Annotated in this window: 7 protein-coding genes; all 7 read left to right on the forward strand. The window is 31.7% G+C overall.

Annotated elements, in window-relative coordinates; genetic code table 11:
- On the forward strand, positions 1-268 hold a 268-nt coding region (locus AB9K26_RS00205), incomplete at its 5' end, for a hypothetical protein (RefSeq protein ID WP_369970538.1).
- 214 nt (positions 269-482) lie between these two features.
- Positions 483-1,022, forward strand: coding sequence for a hypothetical protein (locus AB9K26_RS00210; RefSeq protein WP_369970539.1), 540 nt, complete (start codon positions 483-485; stop codon positions 1,020-1,022).
- Between the two features lie 208 nt (positions 1,023-1,230).
- Positions 1,231-1,665: a hypothetical protein gene (locus AB9K26_RS00215; protein WP_369970540.1), complete on the forward strand. Its 435-nt coding sequence runs from the start codon at positions 1,231-1,233 to the stop codon at positions 1,663-1,665.
- Positions 1,662-2,039 carry a hypothetical protein gene (locus AB9K26_RS00220; RefSeq protein ID WP_369970541.1) on the forward strand — a complete coding sequence of 126 codons (378 nt, stop codon included), beginning with the start codon at positions 1,662-1,664 and terminating at the stop codon, positions 2,037-2,039. Before AB9K26_RS00215 ends, AB9K26_RS00220 begins: the two co-directional genes overlap by 4 nt.
- Positions 2,040-2,255: 216 nt before the next feature.
- A complete protein-coding gene (locus tag AB9K26_RS00225; RefSeq protein ID WP_369970542.1) occupies positions 2,256-3,722 on the forward strand; it encodes a hypothetical protein in 1,467 nt (488 codons plus the stop codon).
- 159 nt (positions 3,723-3,881) lie between these two features.
- Entirely contained in the window at positions 3,882-4,586 is a 705-nt protein-coding gene (locus AB9K26_RS00230; protein ID WP_369970543.1) for a hypothetical protein, read from the forward strand.
- Between the two features lie 167 nt (positions 4,587-4,753).
- Positions 4,754-5,056, forward strand: a complete 303-nt coding sequence (locus tag AB9K26_RS00235) for a hypothetical protein (RefSeq protein WP_369970544.1) — start codon at positions 4,754-4,756, stop codon at positions 5,054-5,056.
- Positions 5,057-5,374 lie beyond the last annotated feature (318 nt).

The following is a 5,374-nucleotide window of genomic DNA, read 5'->3' on the forward strand; positions in this document are numbered from 1 at the left end:
TTTGAATTTCGATTACGAAACAAACAAAATACTTAACATAACTATGTTTTGCTTAATTGGAATTGCTTACTTAGCTTTTGCATGGGCTTTCGATAACATAAAACTCAAAATAGTGCTTACAATTTGTGGAATCTATTTAATCGTAATGAATTTTATTCCACAGTTTAGTTGGAATTCTATAATTGGAATTGCTTGCATTCTAACACCAATGATAATTGGAAAAGTTTTATCCAAAAAAGATGAGTTAGAAGAAAGTGTGACCGAATAAAATACTATTGCCAACAACGTTTATGGTTAATGCTTTGTTGGTTAACTAAAAGAAAATTTCCTACTTTTAAAAAACATTAAAGCAATCGGAAAACCTGCAAGTCAGAGCCTTGCTGTTTTCCTCCAGCGGATTTTTCGCCACGAGTGGCTCATCCGAAGCTAAAACAGCTTCGGCTCAATCCGCACAAACCATACACGAACACGTTGGCAACAATATGAAATTCTTTGCTAAAACAATTGATCCCAATTCAGTAGAAAAAATTCAACATCCATATCAAAAAGTCTTGTGGAATGGATTAATCGGATTACTATTTGTATTCTTTATTGCATTACTTAATGAATATTTTTGGAGAATTGATTGGTTAGATAAATTAGTTCGATTTTTAGCCATAATTTGTGTTTTTATTATTGGCTACTCAAAAATTTCTCTTGTTTATAAAAAACAAAAAACAAGAGGTAAAAACATTGGCTATTTAAGGATTAATGAAGATAATATAGAACTAGATGATAAAATCTATGACCTAAATAGAATTAAAAATCTAAAAATAGAACTGAAAGATTTTTCTGGTAAGTTTATTGATCCATTTGGTCATTCGCTTGCTCCTGGAAAATCAAGTGGTGTAGAAAACAGTATTTATTTTGAATTTGATAAGACAAAGATTTATAAAAACTTTTTCATTCAAAATGAAGAGCAATTTGAACTAGCTACAAAATTAAAAACTGAATTAGAACATACAGTTGCCAACAACGTGTAAGGTCAATTGCTTCAAATTTTTCCAGCGGAAAAATTCTCGCATTATTTAACTATATTTATTTCAGGAATCAATTCGTTAGCTTAGCCTCTCGCTTTTTTTCCAACGGAATTTTCGCCAGTCACAGACTGGCTCATCCAAACGCAAAGCGCTCGGCTGAAATTCCGCAACAAACCTTACACGAACACGTTGTGTAACATTTTAAAAAAACATGTGTAAATTCAAAGACGGAATAAAATTTTGTACTTGTGATCTAGACGAATTCAGTTCTTCAAGAGATAAAAAATCTTCGAATAAATCAAATAAAGAAAAATCAAAAGATGTCACTGAATATGTTTGGACACTTTTTAAATTTGAAGGTGACAAGAAGCAAAAAGAAATGGGAAGATATATGTTTCCTGAGGACGATATAGGCAATGGTTTAAATGCAGAATGGATTGTATTGAATTTAAATTGTGAAGATTGTTTTGATTTTGACTACTCTCCAAGTGAAGGAGATAACCTAACAATCAGTAAGAATCATGTGTTGAGTCCTTACCTTTCTTTTGTGTTTTCTAAAGATGAATGGAAGATTGAACATTATGATCCTTTTCTTTATGAAACTTCAGTTTTGAATCATGGTAAAATCAAATCCATTGACCAATGAATAACAAAAACAAAGAAAGAAGAGGTTATACAATAATTGAACCACCAAATAATAAAATGCTACACCTTAATTGTGATTTATGGGTTGCATATTTGCAAGTTGTTTGCAATAATTTACCAAATTTATTTAAAGATTTTCCAGAGAGTATTAAATATGAAGTTTTACTACTAGGCAATCCATATGGTGCTCCTTATCCTGCAATTGGGTTTTACACTGATAAGCCAGAAGATCTGGAACAAATTCCTAATTCATTAGATTTTGATGAAGAAGTTGAAAATTGGATTTCCGAAGATAAATTCAATCTATTTATAGAGGAGTCAAAACAATTGAATTCTATAAGTTGGGAGGAATTGAAAAATAGAGAACCCAAATAAAACGTTACACAACAACGTGTATAGTTAATGCTATGTTGGTTAACTAAAGGAAAATTTCCTACTTTTAATAAACATTAAAATTATCGGAAAACCTGCAAGTCAGAGCCTTGCTGTTTTCCTCCAGCGGATTTTTCGCCACGAGTGGCTCATCCGAAGCCAAAACAGCATCGGCTCAATCCGCACAAACCATACACGAACACGTTAGCAAACATACGAATGAAACAAATTGCTTTAATATTAACATTCTTCTTGTCCTTCAATCTTTTTGGACAATCGAAATTTGACCAAAACAAGATTTCGAGTAAGACAAATAAAATTGTTCAGAAAATAGCAAAGGTCAATGAATTAATGGGTTCTGCGGTTTCTATTGGTGGAACAAGACCAAAACAATATGATAATTTTGTGGAATTAGAGAAAAAGGCTTCTAAAGAGGAACTGATTGAATTAACAAATCATCCAAATGGAGTTGTACGTTCATATTCGTTTTGGGCATTGTCACATAAAAAGAACATTGACTTATTTCCAATAATTAAGAATCATCTGAATGACGATGAATTAGTAAGTACAATGTTTGGTTGTATCGTTAGTAAAGAAAAAGTTGGCGATTTTTTTATAAGTGTTGCTACCCCAGAATATATTGATTTAGATTCAAAAAAAATGGACTCTAAAGAAATGAAAGAATTAGATAGCCTTTTAATATTTCAACCAAACAATTTATCGGCTCGATTTGATGCTATTAATAGAGCTGAACCAACTGAAAGTTTATACCCAAAAATTCGTGAACTTGTTATTAATGAAAAGAATCAAAGTGCATTAGTAACTTTGGCTAAATATCAAAAGAAACAAGACATTGATATTATAATAAACTTTCGAGACGAAACAGATAAAGATGAAGGCGGATATTTTTTTACATATAAAGCCATAAGTTATTTTCCAAATCCGAAATTCTTCCCATTTTTAAAATCACAACTTCAAAAGACATTAGACAATACGCATTTTAGTAATGAATGGACACAATTGTACAGGGCAATTGCAAGCTACAAAAATGAAGATGCTAAAAATCAATTACTAATACCTTTTACACAAGTCGAACATAAGCATATTAGAAAGTATCATTTAAATATGATTTTTTCCGCATTAAATGAATTTCAATGTAAGAACTATGAAGAAATTCTATGGAAACTATGGGAAGAAGAAAATAAAATCTCACCAAAAGTCTTCGAGTATTTAAGCAGTTTAAATTCAAGCAGAGCATTTGAATTGACAAAAAAAAGTATGCAAAACCCTAATGACTTGGACATTGCGAATTTCAGTTTTGACAATTTTGAAGAAACAAAAAGCTTGAATGAACAAATGCTAGACTTAATAATAGATAAAGACAGAGATTTTGGATTTCAGTTAATCAGAGAGAACATCACAAAATCTAATGTTCATAATTTCCCATTATATGCTAAAAAAGCATCTGAATTTAAAGACAATTCATTTGTAAAACCACTAATAGAAATATTAGAAACGGAGTGGAATGCACATATTTATCTGTCTGCTACCAAAGCGTTAATTTCCTATAATAATCAGGAGATAAATAAGCAGATTTTAAGTGCAAGAGAAAAAAATGAAAACTTAAGAAAGGATTGGGGCGGAAAAGCTTTTGATGAATTACTCTCTGAAAACGGAATAAAATAAAAAAGTACGTTTGCTAACAACGTATATAAAAAATAGCGGTTTAATCGCTTAATTGAAACAAAATGAATAAATTAAAGGTTAGTTATAATCCGAAAAGTTCGTGCCTAAAATCCGCTACTTTTCATATACAAGACCGTTGTGTGCAATTTGACCAAATCAATGAAACATATTTTAATTATCATATTTCTATCAACTTTTTTGGCTTGTAATTCCAAAAAGGATAATGCTGTTTCTAAAATCAAAAACTCAAATCCCGAACAAGCAATCCAAGAAAAAATAAGCGGAAAAGAAGTCGTGACTGAATTAGAAAAATTGGGTTATTTCAATTTGACCAATGAATCTGAATTGGATAAGGTTAAAGCTGACTTTCAAAAGGCCTATACGGACTTGGATTTCTTTCAAGGTCCAATGCGCGGAGAAACTATGGATTTTATGGACAATCGCTATCATTGGATAGACTGTGAGGAACTTTTCGAGACAGATGGATTAACAGAGTATTTAAATCAAGTCAAAACTACCTTTGAAAAGCTCGGACTGGAATTGAAATTCGAAAATGAGAAAAGTGAGCAAGATCAACACAGGTGGAAACACACAATTGAGCTTAATGGAATTGAATACGTCGCGTTTGATGGACAATTTTCTGACCTTGATTGGGGAATAGCTTATGTCAATTTTATAGAAATGCTCAATGCTGAATTAAGAAGACAAGGTTCAATTGAACAATTTTACCCAATAAATTGTGGGAATGATGGAATGTTTGTCTTGTTAACACCAAAACAACTTGATTTTGTAAATCGGAATTACCCAATTGACCATGAACATCCAACAACAATGAGTAATTGGAAAAACCGAAATGGATTATAAAAAACTGCACACAACAACGTGTAAGCGCAATAACGGCTGAATTCCCTAATCGGAAATTCAGCCTTTTTCATTAAATTAGTTGCGTCAGCGGAAAAACACTAACGCCTTTTTCCGTTACTGACGCTTACACGAACACGTTGTAGTTAATGCTCAATTCAAATTAAGTTATGATTTTAATATTTATCGGAATTTTGTGTGTTGTACAACTTGTTTTGTATTTGCTGAAAGGAAAGTTCCTACCTAAGATTCCGGATTTTATTATTCTCGATTTGTTGATTTTATTAAATCTTTTCGTATTTCCTAAAATCTTTACATCAATTTTACTTCCAGATGATCTAGTATGCGGATTACCAGTTATGGGAATAACTTTTGGATTTTGGATATTTAGCAATCTTGCAGTTATAGTAGTTCATTTTTCTAGAAAAGGAATCATGGCTTTAGTTCGCACTAAACCACAACAACGTGTATAGTTTATACTACCGAATTTTTCCAGCGGAAAAATTCTCACTTTAAATAACTATATTTATTTCATGGTACATTTCGTTAGCTCAGCCTTACGCTCTTTTCCAACGGAATTTTCGCCAGACGAGCTGGCTCATCCGAAACGCGAAGCGTTCGGCTGAATTCCGTACAAACCATACACGAACACGTTGTGCTTCATTATTTAACCAACCTTTACTAAATGATAAAATTCTTTAGAAAAATTAGACAAAACTTACTCTCTGAAGGAAAAACAGGAAAGTATCTTAAATATGCAATAGGAGAAATCATATTAGTAGTTATTGGAA

Origin of the sequence: Psychroserpens sp. XS_ASV72 (assembly GCF_041224425.1) — a bacterium.
Taxonomy (GTDB): domain Bacteria; phylum Bacteroidota; class Bacteroidia; order Flavobacteriales; family Flavobacteriaceae; genus Psychroserpens.

Coding starts and splice junctions, on each gene's coding strand:
- AB9K26_RS00210 (WP_369970539.1), top strand. CDS start 483: ATGAAATTCTTTGCTAAAACAATTGATCCCAATTCAGTAGAAAAAATT.
- AB9K26_RS00215 (WP_369970540.1), top strand. CDS start 1,231: ATGTGTAAATTCAAAGACGGAATAAAATTTTGTACTTGTGATCTAGAC.
- AB9K26_RS00220 (WP_369970541.1), top strand. CDS start 1,662: ATGAATAACAAAAACAAAGAAAGAAGAGGTTATACAATAATTGAACCA.
- AB9K26_RS00225 (WP_369970542.1), top strand. CDS start 2,256: ATGAAACAAATTGCTTTAATATTAACATTCTTCTTGTCCTTCAATCTT.
- AB9K26_RS00230 (WP_369970543.1), top strand. CDS start 3,882: ATGAAACATATTTTAATTATCATATTTCTATCAACTTTTTTGGCTTGT.
- AB9K26_RS00235 (WP_369970544.1), top strand. CDS start 4,754: ATGATTTTAATATTTATCGGAATTTTGTGTGTTGTACAACTTGTTTTG.